Origin of the sequence: Levilactobacillus senmaizukei DSM 21775 = NBRC 103853, from assembly GCF_001592085.1 — a bacterium.
Lineage (GTDB): Bacteria > Bacillota > Bacilli > Lactobacillales > Lactobacillaceae > Levilactobacillus > Levilactobacillus senmaizukei.
The window spans coordinates 95,239-112,560 of record NZ_BCWD01000003.1 but is presented as its reverse complement, the minus strand read 5'-3'; the positions used below and the strand labels follow the sequence as shown (position 1 = coordinate 112,560).

Sequence of the window (17,322 nt, the reverse complement as noted above, 5' to 3'; positions counted from 1 at the left end):
CTATCCCGGCTCTCAAATTGAGCGAAATCTTTAAGATTACTCGATTAGCCGCCATTCCCCACGCTTAGCGTCTACTAACGTGCCGAAGTAGCTCAACAGATTGTTGGCATCATCAGCACTAGCATCGCCCAACATGTTCAAACCTTCACCGGTTGGGATTGGGTCGGAAAGATCGGTAATTTCATTACCGTTTTCAATGGTTGCCTTAGAGAAGGCAATGATCCAGTCATCCCCAATTAATTGGGTAACCACGAAGAATAAGTTGAATTCATCGCTAACGAAGGCTGGTTGTGCGTATACACCGTCTTGAATTTCTTCAAGTTCGGCCCCATTGTAGTTCAAGCTAGAAACGTTTTCCGCGTTTACAGGATTGTTTAAACGGAAGACCATCTTCCCAAATTCCTTGGAACCTGGGGTGATTTCAACGTTGTCTTGGTTATTTTCTTCTGCCATTCTAAGCACTCCTCACTTTTTAGGTAAAAATTTAGTCGGTCATAATTTCTTTTTCTTTGGCCGCGGCGATGGCATCCACGCCTTTAATCGCCTTGTCCGTGACCTTTTGAACTTGTTCTTCCAAGTTGTGCAGGTCGTCATCGGTATAATCACCGTTCTTGTGACCCTTCTTGATACTGTCCATGGCATCGCGACGAACGTTACGGACGGCAACTTTGCCTTCTTCGGCCTTGGCCTTAACGTTCTTGGCAATTTCCTTACGACGTTCTTCAGTTAATTGTGGAATCACCAACCGAATAGCAGTCCCGTCGTTAGCTGGGGTAATCCCAACATCGGATTCCATGATACCCTTTTCGATATCTTCCAAAGCTGACTTATCGTAAGGTGTTACCATCAAAATCCGTGCTTCGGGAATCGTGATTGAAGCCACTTGGTTCAGTGGCGTTGCGGCACCATAGTAGTCCACCATGACCCGGTTCAAGATGCTAGCGTTAGCCCGACCGGCCCGAATCGTTCCTAACTCACGAGTGAGGGCGTCTTCGGCCTTTTTCATCTTGTCTTGAGCGTTTGTAATTATCTGATCTGCCATTATTATTTACCCCTAACTGTCGTCCCAATATTTTCGCCTTCGACAACTCGTCGGATATTTCCTGGTTGGTTCAAGTTGAAGACGACGAATGGAATATCATTATCCATTGAAAGTGAGCTGGCCGTCGTATCCATGACGTCCAAGCCCTTGTTGATGATGTCCAACTGTGTCAGTTGGTCAAACTTGACGGCTTTAGGATCCTTGTTCGGATCGGCAGAGTAAATACCGTCAACGCCATTCTTAGCCATCAAGATGGCGTCGGCATTGATTTCTGCTGCCCGTAAGGCTGCCGTGGTGTCGGTAGAGAAGTATGGACTCCCTGTTCCACCGGCAAAGATCACGACACGTTCCTTCTCAAGATGCCGGATCGCCTTGCGCCGAATGTAAGGTTCGGCAATTTGCCGCATCTCAATAGAAGTTTGAACCCGGGTTGGCACCCCAATTGATTCCAAATTATCTTGAAGGGCCAAGGCATTCATGATCGTCGCTAACATGCCGATGTAGTCGGCTTGAGCACGTTCCATGCCCATTTGTGCACCAGCTTCACCACGCCACATGTTACCACCACCAACCACAATAGCGATTTGAATGCCCATTTCATAGACATCCTTTACTTCTTCCGCTACGGTTTTAATTACTGGCGGATTGATGCCAACTCCTTTATCACCGGCCAGTGCTTCACCACTGAGCTTTAACATAATCCGCTTATACTTTACGTCCGCCATTGTGTTTCCTCCTATTGTATTCTGACAACAATTTTATCATAAACCCCGGATGAGTGATAGTAACGGGACAGGAAAACCCTTGATTTCTAACAAAATCCTTACCAAATCTGCAATTTTCACTGGCGTGGTCCGGCCACCCAGCAAATTTCATAAAAAAAGCGCGGGTCTCCTTACGGAAATCCACGCTTTGGTTATGAAATTAACCGTTGATTTGGTCTTGAACTTCCTTAGCTAAGTCAACCGTCTTCTTTTCGATCCCTTCGCCAACTTCATAACGGACGAAGCTAACTAACTTGCCACCCTTGCTGGCAACAAATTGGCCAACAGTTTGGTCGCCATCCTTAACGAATGGTTGGTCAGCTAAACTGATTTCTGACAAGAACTTGTGAAGACGACCTTCGACCATCTTTTCAACGATCTTTTCAGGCTTGCCTTCGTTTAAAGCTTCTTGCTTCAGAACTTCGCGTTCGTGGTCCAAACGGTCTGCTGGAATGTCATCCTTAGAAACGAATTCAGGGTTGATCGCCGCAACATGCATCGCAACATCCTTGGCAGTGGCTTCGTCAGCACCGTCTAAGACAACAACCGCAGCGATTTGACCACCTTGGTGTAAGTAAGCACCAAATACTTGGCCGTCAGTCTTGTTAACAACCGCAAAGCGACGTAACTTAACGTTTTCACTCGTTACTTGAGTCGTCTTGATGATCGCATCGTTAACCGTGGTGCCATCAGCAGTTGGTAATGCCAATGCGGCATCCATATCCGCTGGCTGGTTAGCAGCAATAGCATCTGAGATAGCATCAACTAATCCGTTGAACGTATCGTTGGTTGCCACGAAGTCAGTTTCAGAGTTAACTTCGATGATGGCAGCGGTGTTACCGTTGACCTTCACGCGAGCTAAACCGTTAGCAGCAATGTTGCCACTCTTCTTCTTAGCCTTAGCAATCCCTTTTTCACGTAAGAAGTCGATGGCCTTGTCCATGTCGCCTTCAGAAGCAACAAGGGCCTTTTTAGCATCCATCATCCCAACTTGAGTCTTGTCACGTAACTCTTTAACTTGTGCTGCAGTGATCTTACTTGCCATGTGTAATGGCCTCCTTATTTTCATTTCATTCAAGGCATCAAAAAAGACTGACTCAATATCTCAGGCCATCAACGGTCCTAAACATTAAGCCAGCCTAAGGTGCTTTAAATCTAGTATTTGGAAAGTACCGTTACCGGTACTTTGCATTTAATTACTTGTTGTCGCCTTCAACAGCGTTGACGATGTCTTCCATCGAGTTGTCAGCAGCCTTCTTGTCGCCATCAGCGGCAGCAGACTTTTGACCATCGAAGGTCTTTTCGTCAACTTCGTCTTCACCCTGACGACCTTCAACGATAGCGTCAGCCATCTTTGAAGTGATCAGACGAACGGCACGGATAGCGTCATCGTTAGATGGGATAACCACGTCAATTTCATCTGGGTCAGTGTTCGTGTCAACCATAGCAACAATCGGAATGTTCAGCTTTTGAGCTTCGTGAACGGCGATTTGTTCCTTACGAGGGTCAACGATGAACATAACGTCAGGAAGCTTAGGCATATCTTCGATACCGCCTAAGAAACGTTCCAACTTGTCTTGAGACTTCTTAAGCAAGGAAACTTCTTTCTTAGGAAGAACATCAAACGTTCCGTCAGTCGCCATCTTCTTCAATGACTTAAGACGCTTGATCCGCGTTTGGATGGTTTCCCAGTTAGTCAAAGTCCCACCTAACCAACGATGGTTAACGTAGAATTGACCAGCACGGGTAGCTTCTTCTTCGATAGAGTCTTGTGCTTGCTTCTTAGTCCCAACAAACAGAACAACGGCGCCCTTAGCAGCTTCGTCCTTCATGTAAGTGTAAGCAGCATCGATTAACTTCACCGTCTTTTGTAAGTCGATGATGTAGATACCGTTACGTTCCGTGAAGATGTATTGCTTCATCTTAGGGTTCCAACGACGAGTTTGGTGACCAAAGTGGACACCGGCTTCGAGCAGTTGTTTCATTGAAATAACAGCCATGATAAAATGCCTCCAAATAGTTTTTGATTTCCTCCCCCATGCTCACACGACCAAAGAACTCTTCCGAGCACCCATTCGATCATCACATGAGGTGTGAATTGGCGCATACGCACCGAAAGTAATTATACAAAACTAGCCGTCTAAACACAAGTTAAAATCTGATCTTTGTCAAATTTATCCTAGCTGACTGCCAAGACCACGCAAAGGGGTCCGAAGCAAGTGCTTTTCGGACCCCCAACTGGCTTATCTAATAGCCCTAAAAGTTAACTTGGTTATCGGCATGGCCAGTTTCAATCAGTTGTTTATTGTTGTTCAAGGCAAATTGCACCATATTCTTAACAGCCGTCTTGGTGTAGAAGGCAATGTGGGGACTAACCAACACGTTGTCTCGTTTCATCAGGTTCTTCAGTCGCTCATCGGGAATGGCCTCGAAGCTGCCAAAGTCGGTATTGAAAATCCCGACCTCGTCTTCATAGACATCCAGAGCTGCACCGGCAACCTTGCCACTGTCCAGTGCCCGAATCAAAGCATCGGTATCAATTAAGGCTCCACGGGCTGGATTCAAGATCCAGACGCCATCCTTCATCTTGGCAAAAGCCGCGTCATCCAACATCTTGTTGTTGTCCTTCGTCGCTGGGGTGTGAAGTGAAATCACATCGGCCTTTGCGTAAAGTTCATCCAAGGAGTCCACGTAGATGCCGGCCTTTTCCAATTCCGGATTGTGATAAACATCGTAGGCAATCACCTTAGCCCCAAAACCTTGGTAGATCTTCATGGCTGCCCGGCCAATTCGTCCGGTGGCAACAATCCCGACCGTCATCGAGTTCAGTTCGTCCGCAATGTCTGGCGCCCAGGTCAGGTCCCCGGCCGCTTGCTTGCGGTCGAAGGTTGGTGTCCGTCGCAATAGCCGCATTAATTCGGTTACCGTAAATTCGGCAATTGCCGCCGGTGAGTATGCTGGCACGTTGGTCACCTTAAACCCATTGCGCTTGACTGCATCGGTATCGACGTTATCGACCCCAACGTTACGCAGTGACAGGTTGGTAATGCCATTAGCGGCTAACTTGTCGAGTACGGATGCCGTGTAAGGCTTTTGTTGGTAAACCACTGCCCCGTCATAGCCTTTAGCAAGATCAACCGTCGTGTCGTCTAGTAAGTCTCCGACTGCCTTAACGTCAATCCCTTGGTCCTTGGACCATTGATCTAAGTATGGGCGTTCATCGTCACGGATGCCATAAGCAATAATTTTCACAGTAAGTTCCTCCTTATATCCATTTATAAATGATTCAGTATTCGGTACGGTTTTATTCTAACACAGCGTCAGTTGTTTGCTTAGTCAAAGACCTATTCGGGTAACCGTACCCCGTGGTCGGCGAGGAAAACTAACTTACGGCGACGAGTCTGGTGCTTAAACGCCCACTCGGCATGTAAGGCGTCGTGCTTGTTGTCGAAACCCTGGCTGAACAAGACCTTGACCGGTCGGTGGACCCGGGTGTATTTGGCCCCCTTGCCAGCCAAATGGGTCGCAAATCTTTTGGCGACATCGGTCGTAAATCCCCCGTACAAGGAATGATCCTCGCATAGCAACACATAGAAAAAATAAGCATCAGTGTCGGCCATAGAGCAACGCCTCCACTTCGGAGGAGTAGTCCCCCTGTTGGTTGTATACCGTGAGCGGTGCCAAGAACCGCATCCCTCCTGGACGACCATCCTTGATCGCCTCAACGAGAACCATATTGGCTTCTTTTCCCGGCTTTGGATGAACCAAACGGACTCGCTTGGGCGCCAAACGATTGGCAGTCATCAGTTGCGTTAATTCTAGAAAACGGTCTGGTCGATGGACAAAGTAGGCTTTCCCGTTCATCTTAAGCAAGCCACTGGTCGTTGCCACAATCGTCGCTAAATTCGTGGTAATCTCATGACGGGCAATCGCCAAATACTGATTGGGATTCTTTTGACTATCAGGTAGATCTGCAAAGTATGGCGGATTACAGGTAACCACGTCGGCCGAATCCTTAGGAATCCAGTCGTTAACCTTGGCCAGATCGCCTTCATAGACGGTCATCTGGTCATCCAGACCATTCAAGGTGACACTGCGTCGCGCCATATCTGCTAAGCGCGGTTGGAGCTCCACCTCCGCAATCTGTCCGTGGGTTTTACCACTCATGAATAGGCCCACGGCACCATTTCCCGCACAGAGGTCGACCGTCAGGCTCTTGGCGCGGACCGGCAACGTAGCAAAGTCTGCCAACAAAACGGCATCCAATGAAAAGGCAAAGACACTGGGGCTCTGGATGATTTGAACATCCTGACTATACAGCTGGTCGATTCGTTCGTCTGCTTTTAAGCTAGTCATTCTACTCTTCCTCTCGGCAAACCCTCGCAGATCACTTGCAACGCCAGCATTTTTTTTGCATACTAGTCTAATATAGAAACGCTGCGAGAGGAGTGCACTCATGTTTTATTCGTTTTTGCGCGGAATCATTCGCGTCTTACTCTTTCTAATTAACGGGCGGGCAACCTACCTGCATCGAGAGGATCTACCCGATGGGCCTTACGTCTTAGTCGGTCCCCACCGAACTTGGTTCGACCCGGTCTATTTTGCATTGGCGGCTAGCCCTCGAAAATTTAGCTTCATGGCTAAAGAAGAACTCTTCCAGAATCCAATTCTGCGATGGATTTTGGTTCGCGTCAATGGTTTTTCGGTAAATCGTGATCATCCGGGGCCCTCGGCCATCAAGACCCCCGTTCGCATTTTACGAACAGGAGACCTGTCTTTGATCATGTTTCCCTCGGGTTCCCGTCACTCGGCCGAACTAAAGGGCGGCGCCGCCGTCATCGCCAAGATGGCTCGGGTACCCCTGGTTCCCGCCGTTTATCAGGGGCCGCTGACCTTTAAGCGCCTCTTCTCACGACAACGGGTCACAGTGGCCTTTGGGAAACCAATTACCATTGATCGTAAATTAAAATTAGACGAATCCGGTCAAAAACAAATTGAGCAACAGATGCAGGCCGCCTTTGATAATTTGGATAAGGAAATTAACCCCAACTTTCACTACGTGGATGTCACTGGTGAAGAACAGGCCGCCAAGCAACAGAACAAGCTTAAATAAATACCACTAAAAAAATGGAGCCAGAGATTATATCTGGCTCCATTTTTGCATGACACAATCAATCTTTGTGTGCGGCATTTTGAAGTTGAATCATATCGTAATAGTACCCCGCTTGGGCCATCAACTCATCATTGGTCCCACGTTCCACAATCTGGCCCTGATGAAGGACCAAAATCTGGTCCGCATTTTGAATCGTTGATAACCGGTGTGCGATGGCAATCGTTGTCCGATTCTCTTGAATCTTGTTCAATCCAGTTTGAATCATCGTTTCCGTCTCGGTATCGACGTTGGCCGTCGCTTCATCCAAGATCAGAATCTTGGGATCGGTAACCACCGTTCGCGCAAAGGTAATTAGTTGCCGCTCACCGGCAGAATACTCCGTTCCCCGTTCGAGGACCGGTGTTGTATAGCCCTGTGGTAACCGTTCAATGAACTCATCCGCCTGGACGAACCGCGCCGCCTGTCGAACCTCCTCGTCCGAGATCGCCGTGTTGTACATCCGAATGTTGGTTTGAATATCGCCGTAAAAGAGTTGCGGCTCCTGGAGGACTAACCCCAGCTTCGAGCGGAGCTCTGCGGCCGGATAGTCCCGAATATCCCGATCATCCACCAAGACCTCACCGGATTGGAACTCATAGAACCGCATCAAGACATTAATCGTTGACGTCTTCCCCGAACCAGTTTGGCCCACTAGCGCCACCGTTTGTCCGGGTTCCACCACGAACGAAACATCCTTTAGGACCGGGTGCTCCTGATCATAGGCAAATGTGACGTGTCGGAACTCAACCTTCCCCCGGGTAATGGTGGCACCGGCAACCGGATGCTGCTGGGGAGCCAGCGTTTGGTCATCCACGATCCGTAAGACCCGTGAACCCGCAACCATCCCATTTTGGAAGTCACTCAAGCTATCCATCATGTTACTCATTGGGCTGTAAAAATTATTTAGGTACGTAATAAAGGCATAAATGACCCCGGCCGCCACAATTTCATGGAGCCCGCGAACCCCGAATAGGCCCAAGACCAGCGCTGTTCCCAACGCATAGAACAAATTAATCATGGGGCTTAACAGTAAAGTGTTCGTCTTAATCATGGCCTTACGAGTATCGTAATAGGACTGATTGGTCTTCTGAAACCGTTTGGATGTCCGATCCTCTTGCCGGAATTCCTGAATAACCGTAATCCCAGTGATGGCTTCAGCCAACTTGGTATTAAGTTGACTCAGCCGTTCCCGCATCCGACGATAAACCTTGGAACTGTAGTGTTGATAATACCAGATGGTCATGACCAGGAATGGCACCAAGATCAGCGTCCACAGTGCCACCTTAACGTCGGTCAGATACATCGCGATAAACGACGAGACCACCGCAAACAACGCCAGAATCAACGTGTTTAGCAGCGCCCAGAAGTTGGCAAACGTCATGGTGTCGTTCATTAGCCGAGAAAGAATCGACCCACCCGGCGTCTGGTCAAAATACCGCATGCCCTTGGCGTGCAGTTGACTGAACAACTTTCGCCGCACATTTTCCAACATATACTCGGCACCCATCGTACTCGAATAGTTTTGCCAGAATTGCATGATCGCTCGTACCAGCATGCCACCAAAATAGAAGCCCGCAAACATCCACATGATTTGAATCGTGGCGTTGCTAGTTCGCAAATAGCGGTCCATGTAGGTTTGTAACAACCATGGCAGGAATACATTGATCCCACTGATAGTGGCGGACAGGACGACCGACCAGATGAAAAACCATTTGTACGGGCCCGCGAAACCCATCAAGCGACGGATCACAGTCAGTTGTTCCTTGGTGGTCATACTCTTAGCCCACGCGGATTGATGAGATTTATCAGCCATTGGTGATCCCTCCCTTCGCTTGGGTCTCTAATTGTTGTTCGGTAAACATCTTTTGATACCAGCCCCCCTGGGCCATGAGTTCAGCGTGCGTCCCGCGTTCAGCCACGGCACCCTCGTCTAACACGAGAATCTCATCGGCATTCATCACGGAACTTAGTCGATGTGCCGAGATAATGGTTGTTTTGTTCGCCCGTTCGGTCTTCAAATTTTGTAAGATTTCTGCTTCTGTCTCAGCGTCTACCGCGGATAGCGCATCGTCTAAGATTAACAATTCGGGATCGATCAACAAGGCCCGTGCGATAGCTAGCCGTTGTCGTTGCCCACCGGACAGTGAAATTCCCTGCTCTCCAACTTGGGTTTCATATCCCGCCGGTAACTGGTCGATTTGACCCGCCAAGTCACTCTTGGCGGCTGCCGCCTCAACCGTTTTCTTACTGGCTTCCGGCCGAGCAAAACGAATATTTTCAAACACGGTGCTCGAAAACAGGAAACTTTCCTGGGGTACGTAACCGATGGCTGGTAGGTAGCTGTCTAGTGCATAGTCCTTGATGGAATGCCCACCAAAGGCAATTTCGCCATCGTATTGGTCAAACTCACGTAACAACAACTTCATAATCGTCGACTTGCCGGCACCCACTCGACCGACAATTCCTAGCGTGTGGCCAGCAGGCAAATTAAAATCGATTTGTTTGAGACTGGCCCCAGCATTCTCGGGATAATCGAAACGATTGATATGATAATCAATCGTCCCGGTCGGCCGAATCGTCAAACCATTCTTCCGGTCAATAATGTGGGTCTCCTGCTCCAAGAGCTCCATGACTCGGTCATAACTGGCATTACCCCGTTCCATGGTATTGAATAACATCCCCACAGCAAACATGGGCCAGATCATCATGGCCAAATAACTAATGAAGGAAACCAGGTTACCAATGGTGATCACGTGATGGGTGACAAACAAGCCCCCCAAGACAATTGTCGCCACATAAGAAATCGAGATGATTAGCGTAATGGCGGGATCGAACATGGAATCCAGTCGGTTCACCCGGCGATTAATCTTGATGGTTTCGTCAACCTGCTGGTCAAAGTCAGCCACATCGGCCTCACCCTGGCCCAAGGCCTTAATAACCTTGATGCCGCTAATACTTTCTTGAGCCTTGTTATTCAGGCGTGAAAAGGCCGCCTGAGAGGCACTGAAAGCCCGATGAATCCTTTGACCTAGGTAACGTGAAATAACCGCCAAGAATGGAAATGGAATAATAGCTAAAAGTGTCAACCGCCAGTCAATCAGGGTCATCATAGCAATCAGGGTCGTCCCACCGGTAATAATGGCGTCGGCAAACTGCAAAATACCCCCGCCAGCTACTCGTTGGATCGCCTCAAGGTCATTGGTGGCATGGGCCATCAGATCCCCCGTTCGATACTTTTGATAGAAAACCCGGTCCATCTTCATGAAGTGATTAAACAACCGATTACGGAGTAGCTGTTCCAGATGAGCCGCGCCACCCCAGATAGCATTACGCCACATGTACCGCGTGGCGTATTGGCCAATGGCTGCCAGAATAATCAGCCCAATGTCTAAGGCCAACTGTCGTCCCGACATTGTTTGACCATGAATCCCATCGACCAGATTCCCAATAATCCGTGGCGGGATAATCGCAATAATCGCGGTTAGTAAGAGGCCCACGATCCCAACGAGATACTGCCGCCACTCGAGACGGAAATACCACGCCAACTTGCGAAAAATACTCATGTCGATCCCTCCTTAAATTAGAATACGATTAAAAATATTACAGACTTAATAAGTTTACCCAACTTTCTGCAAAATGCAACTAAAAAAGCTCACCCTGTCTGAACTGACAGGGTGAGCCTCAGTATGTCGACGCTTACTTCTCGTGAGCGTTTTGTTTCATAGCCGTCATCATTTGATGAAGCTTACGTTGAGATGGTTTTTGACCCATCTGCAGCATCATTGCCCGCAGCTGGTCTTCGTTAATTGGTGGATTATCTTTTAAGTAATTTTGCATGTACTTACGGGCGCCAAAGAATCCGGCAAGCGCACTTGCAATCGCAACCACAATAATAATCAAAATCCAAATCCAAGGTGCAATATTAGCCAAAGCGTGTTCCTCCTCGCTTGAAGTCATTCATTTGTCAATTTTACACAAATACCGGGCAAAATAAAAGAGTGAATCTTCAAAAAAGACTCACTCAGCCAATTAATTATCGCGAAGTCCCTTGGCACGTTGTAGCTTTTGGACTTTTTTAGGGGTGACTTCGTTGCCATCCTTATCAAAAACCGCCATCGTTTCAATCTGACTCTTAAAGCTGGCCCGGAAGAGCTTTAGGTATTGTTGTCGAAGATCGGCCCGTTCCGCCGTTTCATCATCGGTTAATCCGGTCCCCTTCGCCTTGTGCGCCAGTTCGTTAATCCGAACCAGCAACGTGTCCATCGTGGTTTCAGCCATCAAATCCACTCCTCTGTCTCAAATTTATTATTTTCACTGATTTTTCACTAGCTCATATGATATCAGGGTTGATTCGTGAATTCAACCAATCTACCCGAACATCTGTTTGAAAAAGCCGTAACCCTATGCTACAATTGCTTTAAACCAAACTATGACTGACGAATGAGGTGGCAAAATAAGATGAGCAAAGCATCAGAAAGTAAACAACTCGCGGTTCTGCGCTTCATTTGGGAACGCGTTAACGAAAAAGGATACCCGCCAACGGTTCGTGAAATTGGCGAAGCCGTTTCACTGTCTTCAACGTCGACCGTTCACGGTCACATCGCTCGCTTGGAAAAGAAAGGGTTGCTGACGAAGGACCCGACCAAGCCCCGAGCACTCGAAGTCACCCCTGCCGGCCTGGACGAACTGGGCGTCCACGAAAAACAAACGCAAATTCCCGTCTTGGGAACAGTCACAGCTGGGGAACCCATTCTGGCCGTACAAGAGGCCACCGATTACTTTCCCATTCCACCTGAATTTGAACGTGACGACGACCAGTTGTTCATGCTAACCATTCGTGGCGAAAGCATGATTAACATTGGCATCTTGAACGGTGACCAAGTCATCGTTCGTCGCCAGCAATCCGCCGACAACGGCGACATCGTCATTGCCATGACGGAGGAAAACGAAGCAACTTGCAAGCGATTCTTTAAGGAAGCCGACCACTTCCGTTTACAACCTGAAAATGACACCATGGCACCAATTATTCTGAATCACGTCAGTGTCTTGGGTAAGGTCGTGGGTCTATTCCGCGACGACGTCCACTAACGACAAAAGAGCTGTTACCAATGAAGGTAACAGCTCTTTTTCTTCGTTCAGTCTTAGATAACCTTACCTTCGTAGTGACTTTCAGGTAAAGTCGAAAAATCATAGGTTGCGAGGTCCGCAGCATCCGTTAGGTGCGCATGGAGACTTTCAGCTAACATCAAGTTCAGAATCGTTTTCTTTTCATGTAGCAAGACAATCGGCTTTTTACTGTGGAAGGCATAACCAATTTCGAAGGCTGTCCCCGAGTCCACTTGATCGTCCACGAAGTCTGATAAAGCGACGACAACATCAGCCTTATCAATCTGCGAGACATCCATTTGGAAGGTTTGCGTTGCCCATTCTGGCGTTCCCATGGTTAAGCCAGGGATTTCGTCCAAACGAGGGCTAAAGACATGGCCAATTTTCGGGTTGGCAGCTAAGGCCTTTTCCACCCGTTCGATTCGTTCGATCTGTTCATCATCAAAAAATGGTCCTGCTAAATAGATATTGGTCACACTAATCTCCTCATTTCTCTGGTATACGAGTATTATACTGGAAACATTAACTTTTGGCGACTACTTTAACATTAATATTCGGTTATATTTCGCTTAGAGGGCCATAATTCCTTTTATATCTGAAATAATTCGACTTTATTCCAAAATATTTCTTGAACGCTCAGCAAACGAACCAACGTGTTATACTGGATTTAAATTGTGTTGTGGGAGGTTTACTATGTTTCTAGGTTTTGCAATTTTTGGGGCGATTATCGCCATCATCGCAGCCTTTTCGCTTATGACTGCCATTCAGCAACATGATTCCTGGATCGGGGCTACTCTACTATTAGTGGTTGCCGTCATTGGTACGGGCTTTTCTATTTGGAAGTTACCCTACTGGTCGAATAACGACTCAAAACCGACGACTTCGATGTCACAAAAGTCTTCAATGAGTTCCAGCGGTAGCCAAACCTTTGGGGCCTCATCCAGCTCGACCATGTCACGACCTGAAGCCGAAAAGCTTATTCGTCAACAACTTGGCAAGGCCTTGAAGTCGATCGGTACCATTACCTTCGACAGCGACAGCAAGACCTACGTCATCACCGTAACCAATAAGGACCTGATCAAGACCATCAAGGCCTTGGAAGAAGATCCGAGTCAGGCTAAGCGCGCTAAATGGCCACGGTTCACGGATAATTTCACGAAAACCAGTAAATCTATTCAAAAGTCGCTCGGCGATGGTTACACCCTAACCCTCGGCATCAAGAATGAATCACCGGTGTTGGTCTTCAAGGACGGGACCGTGACGAAGAACGAATTTGATTAATTATCTGCCCAAGCTAAAGGAGACTGCGATAAAAAATCGCAGTCTCCTTTTGATCAATCACTATTTATTAGTCCCTTGTTGCCGATACAACCGTTGTTCACCACGGCGTCCCGCTAAGTAATATTGAGCATGCTCCGTCCCAACCGGCAAACGCACGTCCTCGGCATCGTTGGGTAATTGTTCGTTGAAGAGTTCTTCATATTCATCAACGATAACCGCCGTCCGATGATCCAGCATTGCCGCAATCTTGGCCTCGGCAAATCCTTCGTGATAAGTGGGTTCAACGGTGCCACTGAAGAACTCTCCTTCGGCACCCGACCCATAACTGAAGAGCCCAATAGTCTCACCGCCTTGGAGTGGACCGTGGCGCAACAAGGACAAAAAGCTCAGATACAGGGAGCCAGTATACAGATTCCCGACATTGCGGTTGTCCTCCTGGCTCGCCTCAAAGTTAGCCGTTAGACTCACTTGCTGGTCGGCCGATGCACTGGGCAGAATTTGCTGCAATCCCTTCCGACCCATTTTGGTAAAAGGTAAATGAAAGACAAACGCCGCAAAGTCGGCAATGGTTTTACCGGTTTGATTCTGATAATCCCGCCAAACTTTTTCGAAAAACTTGAGGTAAACATTGGTCGAGTAACGGCCATCAACGAGGGCTTCGGTCCGATAGACCGGTCGCCAAAAGTCCATGACATCTTCGGTGTGATAACTGCTGACCTCATCCAGCGTTAGGATGCGTGGATCGGCCGTCACCAGCATGGCGATGGCCCCACCACCCTGGGTCACTTCACCGGCACTGTGCAAGCCATACCGGGCAATGTCCGCCCCGATGACCAACACCTTAGCTGCCGGATGAACTCGCACGAAGTCGGCCGCAATTTGTAATCCGGCCGTGGCCCCATAACAGGCCTGTTTGAGTTCAATCGCTCGCGTATTCGCGGGCAGTCCCAGCAAATGGGCCAGGTAGACTGCGCTGGCCTTAGAGTTGTCGACCCCCGATTCCGTACCAAAAAGCACCATGGCTATTTCCGACTTACTTGTATCAGTCAAAATCTGCTCAGCCGCGTTTGCGGCCATGGTGACCACGTCCTGGGTAGGTGGAATCACCGCCTGCTTCGTCTGACCAATACCAATGAGGTACTTGTTGGGATCATCCCCTCTGGCCACTGCCAGATCCGCTAATGGCAAATAGTGGTCGGGTGTGTAAAACCCGATCTGATCAATGCCGACCTTGACGCTCATTCACTGACGCCTCCTTGCGCCCAACCGGGCAAAATTCGTTATCATTAACTCTAGCATTAATGTCAAGTCCAAGGCAACCACCGACCAGTTGTATCTAGCAATCTTATGGTTTATGCAAAGAGTTTTCACCCTTTAAAATGGCAAATTGCTAATTACAATTTACCAGACTTCAAGTCCTTTAAAATCGCATTCAAATGCTGGCGTTCATCGTCACTCACGGCTGGATACTGCGGATTCAGGTCTTTCAGTCGTTTGACCAAGATGTTGGAGACGATCAACCGGGCAATCCCTTTGTCATCCGCCGGGATTAAATACCACGGATTTTTCTTGGTCGCGGTATTCTCTAACATTTGTTGATAGGCTGTTTGATAATCATTCCAAAATGCCCGTTCCTGCATGTCACTGGGCGAGAATTTCCAATTTTTACTGGGAATCTGAATCCGTCTTTCAAAGCGCCGAGTTTGTTCTTCCTTCGACAAGTGTAAGAAGAACTTGATCGTGACAAAGCCTTGGTGCCGCAAATATTTTTCGAAATGACGCAGATCGTGATAGCGCTTTTGGAAGAAAGCCTCATCCACGTCGGTCAAGTCGTTAACCCCTGGGAGATTTTGGTGGAGTAACATTTCCGGATGTACGCGACTAATTAAGACGTCCTCGTATTGTGAGCGATTGAAGACCCGAATTCCCCCGCGTTCTGGCAACGCTTCGTTAATGCGCCACAGAAAATCGTGATCCAGTTGAACCTGCGTCGGTTGTTTGAAACTGACCACACTGGTCCCCGAGGGGTTCAATCCGGTAAAGACGTGACGAATCAACCCATCCTTACCGGCGGTGTCCATCCCTTGCAGAATGATAATAACTCCGGTCTGCTTTTCGGAATACAATCGCCCCTGCAAGTCGGCCAATTTAACCCCGTTGGCTTGTAAGGCATTTTCGATAATCGCCTGTTCAGGAACGCGGCCAACCTGTGTGGCTAATTGACTCAGGTCGATATCCGTTTCACCCGTGTACCGGTAACTCGCTTCCGTACTCATACCAATCATCTCCTGTTATGCCATTACTGTAGCATGATCCATCCTACTTGAAAAGGCTTGCATTCTCCTGAATATTTCTGGCAAAAATTTCGCAATCACGGCAGTAGCTTGCTATACTGAAAGTGGTTCTACTGATGAAGTTCCATGAAAGGAAGTCGTGAGTCTATGAAAAAGGTCACTGCGTACTTTGTTCGTCACGGACAAACCATGCTCAACCACTATAATAAAATTCAAGGGTGGATTGACTCCCCCCTAACCGAAAAGGGTCGTGCGGACGCAAAACGGGCCGGCAAGCAGCTCAGCAACATTCCCTTCGCCGCTGCCTACAGTAGCGATTCTGGCCGGGCCATCGAAACGGCACGAATTGCCCTTCGCGAAAATCCTAATAATATGAATATTGTGAGTTATCAATACCCCGAGTTCCGCGAACAATGTCACGGCTACTTTGAGGGCAATGATGCCAATCAAATGTGGCAATTCGTCGGTGAACAAGTCAAGATGACTTCCGAGTCCGATGTCCTAGGGACCTACGGCTTGGAACGAGCACGAGACCTCATCCATCAGGCTGACCTGTATGGCGATGCCGAGGATAACGCTATGTTCTGGAAACGCTTGGACCGGGGCTTCGACAAGTTACGGGCCAATTCAAAGGATGGCGACCAGGTTCTGGTTGTCTCTCATGGCATGACGATTCGTTCCATTGTGGACCGCTACACGCCAGAACTTGATGAGGGTGTGGCCACAATCAATGGCAGTATTACCAAGTTGGAAATTACCGATGATGATATCCATGTCGTCTTCTTTAACAAGACCGATTTTCAATCCTAGGAGGTATTCTTATGAAAAATATCCATCGTTCAAAAGATAATCGCATCGTTGCTGGTGTTATCGGCGGCCTCGCCGAACACTACGATTGGAATGTTGGCGTCGCCCGACTCCTATTCGTTGTGCTCGCCATCACGCCGGTTGTTCCCGGCTTAATTGCCTACCTCATTTTGTGGATGATTATGGGCGATCCCGAATAGAACTGACTAAGCGTGCTGGTTAACACTGGCACGCTTTTCTACTGAACATAGTTGACTATGGAAGCGTTTTCATTTACACTTTAAGGTAGCAACTTGTTGAAAGCTAAACGATTGCCTTTGCATTGTTTAAAAATTCAAGGGGGTTTCTGTCATGGCAAATTCTGAAAAAACGTTACTGTTAGTCAAACCGGACGGGGTCGCTGAGGGACACATTGGCGATATCATCAGCCGTTTGGAACGTAAAAATTATCAGATTACCGCGCTCAAGGTGGTTAACGCGACTTCCGAGCAATTGAAGAAGCACTACATTGACCAAGTCGACAAACCATTTTTCCACGAAATTGAAACGTACATGCAAGAAGGTCCACTGGTGGCCATCATCGCCACTGGGACTGACATCGTCAAGGCGGTTCATAACCTAGCCGGCAAGACACGGCCAAACGATGCGCAACCAGGGACGATTCGGGGCGACTACGCCCACTCCTACCCTGACGGTGTTCTCCGTAACGTGGTCCACACGTCAGATAGCCGTGAAAACGCCCACCATGAAATTGCCATCTGGTTCCCTGAATTAGCAGTTGCCGCTCATGAAAAGAGTGCTGGGAAGAAATAAATTATTATTTGAATGACTTTAAACCGAAGTGTCCTCCTAGAGTTAAAGTGAAAACACTTTAAT

Annotated in this window: 21 protein-coding genes; 6 read left to right on the top strand and 15 right to left on the bottom strand. The window is 48.2% G+C overall.

Annotated features, from left to right (window positions below; translation table 11 throughout):
• Positions 1 to 36: 36 nt before the first annotated feature.
• The 8 genes from LSE01S_RS01995 to LSE01S_RS01960 form a co-directional block, all read right to left on the bottom strand.
• Positions 37 to 453: a hypothetical protein gene (locus tag LSE01S_RS01995; RefSeq protein WP_061775958.1), complete on the bottom strand. Its 417-nt coding sequence runs from the start codon at positions 451 to 453 to the stop codon at positions 37 to 39.
• Positions 454 to 484: 31 nt separating this feature from the next.
• Positions 485 to 1,042: a ribosome recycling factor gene (gene frr / locus LSE01S_RS01990; protein WP_061775957.1), complete on the bottom strand. Its 558-nt coding sequence runs from the start codon at positions 1,040 to 1,042 to the stop codon at positions 485 to 487.
• Between the two features lie 2 nt (positions 1,043 to 1,044).
• A complete protein-coding gene (pyrH, locus tag LSE01S_RS01985) occupies positions 1,045 to 1,767 on the bottom strand; it encodes a UMP kinase (RefSeq protein ID WP_061775956.1) in 723 nt (240 codons plus the stop codon).
• Positions 1,768 to 1,966: 199 nt separating this feature from the next.
• Positions 1,967 to 2,851 (bottom strand): translation elongation factor Ts, encoded by an 885-nt coding sequence (gene tsf, locus LSE01S_RS01980; RefSeq protein WP_061775955.1) that lies wholly within the window; start codon positions 2,849 to 2,851, stop codon positions 1,967 to 1,969.
• Positions 2,852 to 3,002: 151 nt separating this feature from the next.
• The gene (rpsB, locus tag LSE01S_RS01975; protein ID WP_061775954.1) at positions 3,003 to 3,806 is read right to left on the bottom strand and encodes a 30S ribosomal protein S2; all 804 of its coding nucleotides are present in this window, start codon (positions 3,804 to 3,806) and stop codon (positions 3,003 to 3,005) included.
• A 256-nt stretch (positions 3,807 to 4,062) separates the two neighbouring features.
• Positions 4,063 to 5,058: a D-2-hydroxyacid dehydrogenase gene (locus LSE01S_RS01970; RefSeq protein WP_061775953.1), complete on the bottom strand. Its 996-nt coding sequence runs from the start codon at positions 5,056 to 5,058 to the stop codon at positions 4,063 to 4,065.
• 92 nt (positions 5,059 to 5,150) lie between these two features.
• Positions 5,151 to 5,426 (bottom strand): GIY-YIG nuclease family protein, encoded by a 276-nt coding sequence (locus LSE01S_RS01965; protein WP_061775952.1) that lies wholly within the window; start codon positions 5,424 to 5,426, stop codon positions 5,151 to 5,153.
• Entirely contained in the window at positions 5,413 to 6,162 is a 750-nt protein-coding gene (locus tag LSE01S_RS01960; RefSeq protein ID WP_061775951.1) for a tRNA1(Val) (adenine(37)-N6)-methyltransferase, read from the bottom strand. The genes LSE01S_RS01965 and LSE01S_RS01960 overlap by 14 nt, the downstream gene beginning before the upstream one ends.
• Before the next feature lie 100 nt (positions 6,163 to 6,262).
• On the opposite strand from LSE01S_RS01960, the gene LSE01S_RS01955 reads away from it, so the two are divergent.
• Positions 6,263 to 6,919, top strand: coding sequence for a lysophospholipid acyltransferase family protein (locus tag LSE01S_RS01955; protein ID WP_061775950.1), 657 nt, complete (start codon positions 6,263 to 6,265; stop codon positions 6,917 to 6,919).
• 58 nt (positions 6,920 to 6,977) lie between these two features.
• Here the strand turns inward: LSE01S_RS01955 and LSE01S_RS01950 are convergent, their stop codons facing one another.
• The 4 genes from LSE01S_RS01950 to LSE01S_RS01935 form a co-directional block, all read right to left on the bottom strand.
• On the bottom strand, positions 6,978 to 8,771 hold the full coding sequence (locus LSE01S_RS01950; protein ID WP_061775949.1) for an ABC transporter ATP-binding protein: 1,794 nt from the start codon (positions 8,769 to 8,771) through the stop codon (positions 6,978 to 6,980).
• A complete protein-coding gene (locus LSE01S_RS01945; RefSeq protein WP_061775948.1) occupies positions 8,764 to 10,521 on the bottom strand; it encodes an ABC transporter ATP-binding protein in 1,758 nt (585 codons plus the stop codon). Before LSE01S_RS01945 ends, LSE01S_RS01950 begins: the two co-directional genes overlap by 8 nt.
• 133 nt (positions 10,522 to 10,654) lie before the next feature.
• Positions 10,655 to 10,879, bottom strand: coding sequence for a YneF family protein (locus tag LSE01S_RS01940; RefSeq protein WP_061775990.1), 225 nt, complete (start codon positions 10,877 to 10,879; stop codon positions 10,655 to 10,657).
• A gap of 108 nt (positions 10,880 to 10,987) precedes the next feature.
• The gene (locus tag LSE01S_RS01935; protein WP_061775947.1) at positions 10,988 to 11,236 is read right to left on the bottom strand and encodes a DUF896 domain-containing protein; all 249 of its coding nucleotides are present in this window, start codon (positions 11,234 to 11,236) and stop codon (positions 10,988 to 10,990) included.
• A gap of 180 nt (positions 11,237 to 11,416) precedes the next feature.
• On the opposite strand from LSE01S_RS01935, the gene lexA reads away from it, so the two are divergent.
• Complete coding sequence (gene lexA / locus LSE01S_RS01930; RefSeq protein ID WP_061775946.1) at positions 11,417 to 12,046, top strand: transcriptional repressor LexA; 630 nt, start codon at positions 11,417 to 11,419, stop codon at positions 12,044 to 12,046.
• A gap of 53 nt (positions 12,047 to 12,099) precedes the next feature.
• Here lexA and LSE01S_RS01925 read toward each other — a convergent pair whose 3' ends face one another.
• A complete protein-coding gene (locus LSE01S_RS01925; RefSeq protein ID WP_061775945.1) occupies positions 12,100 to 12,540 on the bottom strand; it encodes a nucleoside 2-deoxyribosyltransferase in 441 nt (146 codons plus the stop codon).
• Positions 12,541 to 12,757: 217 nt separating this feature from the next.
• On the opposite strand from LSE01S_RS01925, the gene LSE01S_RS01920 reads away from it, so the two are divergent.
• A complete protein-coding gene (locus LSE01S_RS01920) occupies positions 12,758 to 13,345 on the top strand; it encodes a hypothetical protein (protein ID WP_061775944.1) in 588 nt (195 codons plus the stop codon).
• Between the two features lie 60 nt (positions 13,346 to 13,405).
• Here LSE01S_RS01920 and LSE01S_RS01915 read toward each other — a convergent pair whose 3' ends face one another.
• Both LSE01S_RS01915 and LSE01S_RS01910 read right to left on the bottom strand, forming a co-directional pair.
• Entirely contained in the window at positions 13,406 to 14,587 is a 1,182-nt protein-coding gene (locus tag LSE01S_RS01915; RefSeq protein WP_061775943.1) for a hydroxymethylglutaryl-CoA synthase, read from the bottom strand.
• Between the two features lie 152 nt (positions 14,588 to 14,739).
• Positions 14,740 to 15,621 carry a PPK2 family polyphosphate kinase gene (locus tag LSE01S_RS01910; RefSeq protein ID WP_061775942.1) on the bottom strand — a complete coding sequence of 294 codons (882 nt, stop codon included), beginning with the start codon at positions 15,619 to 15,621 and terminating at the stop codon, positions 14,740 to 14,742.
• 165 nt (positions 15,622 to 15,786) lie between these two features.
• Here LSE01S_RS01910 and LSE01S_RS01905 point away from each other — a divergent pair, with 165 nt between their 5' ends.
• The 3 genes from LSE01S_RS01905 to ndk all read left to right on the top strand — a co-directional run bounded on the left by LSE01S_RS01905 (position 15,787) and on the right by ndk (position 17,259).
• Positions 15,787 to 16,449 (top strand): histidine phosphatase family protein, encoded by a 663-nt coding sequence (locus tag LSE01S_RS01905; protein WP_061775941.1) that lies wholly within the window; start codon positions 15,787 to 15,789, stop codon positions 16,447 to 16,449.
• A gap of 11 nt (positions 16,450 to 16,460) precedes the next feature.
• Positions 16,461 to 16,646, top strand: coding sequence for a PspC domain-containing protein (locus LSE01S_RS01900; protein ID WP_061775940.1), 186 nt, complete (start codon positions 16,461 to 16,463; stop codon positions 16,644 to 16,646).
• A 151-nt stretch (positions 16,647 to 16,797) separates the two neighbouring features.
• The gene (gene ndk, locus LSE01S_RS01895) at positions 16,798 to 17,259 is read left to right on the top strand and encodes a nucleoside-diphosphate kinase (protein ID WP_061775939.1); all 462 of its coding nucleotides are present in this window, start codon (positions 16,798 to 16,800) and stop codon (positions 17,257 to 17,259) included.
• The last annotated feature ends 63 nt before the right edge of the window (positions 17,260 to 17,322 follow it).

Coding starts and splice junctions, on each gene's coding strand:
- LSE01S_RS01995 (WP_061775958.1), bottom strand. CDS start 453: ATGGCAGAAGAAAATAACCAAGACAACGTTGAAATCACCCCAGGTTCC.
- frr (WP_061775957.1), bottom strand. CDS start 1,042: ATGGCAGATCAGATAATTACAAACGCTCAAGACAAGATGAAAAAGGCC.
- pyrH (WP_061775956.1), bottom strand. CDS start 1,767: ATGGCGGACGTAAAGTATAAGCGGATTATGTTAAAGCTCAGTGGTGAA.
- tsf (WP_061775955.1), bottom strand. CDS start 2,851: ATGGCAAGTAAGATCACTGCAGCACAAGTTAAAGAGTTACGTGACAAG.
- rpsB (WP_061775954.1), bottom strand. CDS start 3,806: ATGGCTGTTATTTCAATGAAACAACTGCTCGAAGCCGGTGTCCACTTT.
- LSE01S_RS01965 (WP_061775952.1), bottom strand. CDS start 5,426: ATGGCCGACACTGATGCTTATTTTTTCTATGTGTTGCTATGCGAGGAT.
- LSE01S_RS01960 (WP_061775951.1), bottom strand. CDS start 6,162: ATGACTAGCTTAAAAGCAGACGAACGAATCGACCAGCTGTATAGTCAG.
- LSE01S_RS01955 (WP_061775950.1), top strand. CDS start 6,263: ATGTTTTATTCGTTTTTGCGCGGAATCATTCGCGTCTTACTCTTTCTA.
- LSE01S_RS01950 (WP_061775949.1), bottom strand. CDS start 8,771: ATGGCTGATAAATCTCATCAATCCGCGTGGGCTAAGAGTATGACCACC.
- LSE01S_RS01945 (WP_061775948.1), bottom strand. CDS start 10,521: ATGAGTATTTTTCGCAAGTTGGCGTGGTATTTCCGTCTCGAGTGGCGG.
- LSE01S_RS01935 (WP_061775947.1), bottom strand. CDS start 11,236: ATGGCTGAAACCACGATGGACACGTTGCTGGTTCGGATTAACGAACTG.
- lexA (WP_061775946.1), top strand. CDS start 11,417: ATGAGCAAAGCATCAGAAAGTAAACAACTCGCGGTTCTGCGCTTCATT.
- LSE01S_RS01920 (WP_061775944.1), top strand. CDS start 12,758: ATGTTTCTAGGTTTTGCAATTTTTGGGGCGATTATCGCCATCATCGCA.
- LSE01S_RS01915 (WP_061775943.1), bottom strand. CDS start 14,587: ATGAGCGTCAAGGTCGGCATTGATCAGATCGGGTTTTACACACCCGAC.
- LSE01S_RS01910 (WP_061775942.1), bottom strand. CDS start 15,621: ATGAGTACGGAAGCGAGTTACCGGTACACGGGTGAAACGGATATCGAC.
- LSE01S_RS01905 (WP_061775941.1), top strand. CDS start 15,787: ATGAAAAAGGTCACTGCGTACTTTGTTCGTCACGGACAAACCATGCTC.
- LSE01S_RS01900 (WP_061775940.1), top strand. CDS start 16,461: ATGAAAAATATCCATCGTTCAAAAGATAATCGCATCGTTGCTGGTGTT.
- ndk (WP_061775939.1), top strand. CDS start 16,798: ATGGCAAATTCTGAAAAAACGTTACTGTTAGTCAAACCGGACGGGGTC.